This is a genomic window from Planctomonas deserti, assembly GCF_003067705.1.
GTDB classification, from domain to species: Bacteria; Actinomycetota; Actinomycetes; order Actinomycetales; family Microbacteriaceae; genus Planctomonas; species Planctomonas deserti.
Genome location: NZ_QANL01000156.1, coordinates 1 through 564 on the forward strand (window position 1 = coordinate 1; position 564 = coordinate 564).

A 564-nucleotide genomic window follows, 5' to 3' on the forward strand; every position below is an offset into this window, starting at 1 on the left:
CGGTGCCGGCGGCGTGTAGCTGTCCCATCCTCCCTGGAATTTCTGCCCGCGTGCATGTTCCAGCGTGACCAGGCGCTTGGCGTCGCCACGGTTTCGGTGGCGGGCGCGGATCTCGGCATAGTCGGCCTCGTTGGCGGCCACGAAGGCATCGCGCAGGTCACGCGAGATCAGCGACTGGGCCACTCCGACCGCGCGCGAGGCATCCTTCACCCACACCGTGGGCGCCTTGTAATGCGGGTCGATCTTCAGCGCGGTATGCGCACGCGAGGTAGTGGCGCCACCGATCAGCAGCGGCAGCTCGAAGCCCTGGCGCTGCATCTCGCGGGCGACGTGGCTCATCTCCTCCAGCGATGGAGTGATCAGTCCAGACAGGCCGATCAGGTCGGCGTTGTGTTCGCGGGCGGCATCGAGGATTTTCTGTGCCGGCACCATCACGCCAAGATCGACGACCTCGAAGTTGTTGCAGGCCAGGACCACGCCGACGATGTTCTTGCCGATGTCATGCACATCGCCCTTCACCGTGGCCATGATGATCTTGCCGTTGCTCTTGGCGGTGTCGCCGCT

1 protein-coding gene is annotated in these 564 nt (G+C 65.1%); it reads right to left on the reverse strand.

What is annotated here, in order from left to right; genetic code table 11:
- Positions 1-564 (reverse strand): cobalamin-dependent protein (locus DAI20_RS20040; protein WP_205781534.1); only part of this gene is annotated, 564 nt, incomplete at both ends.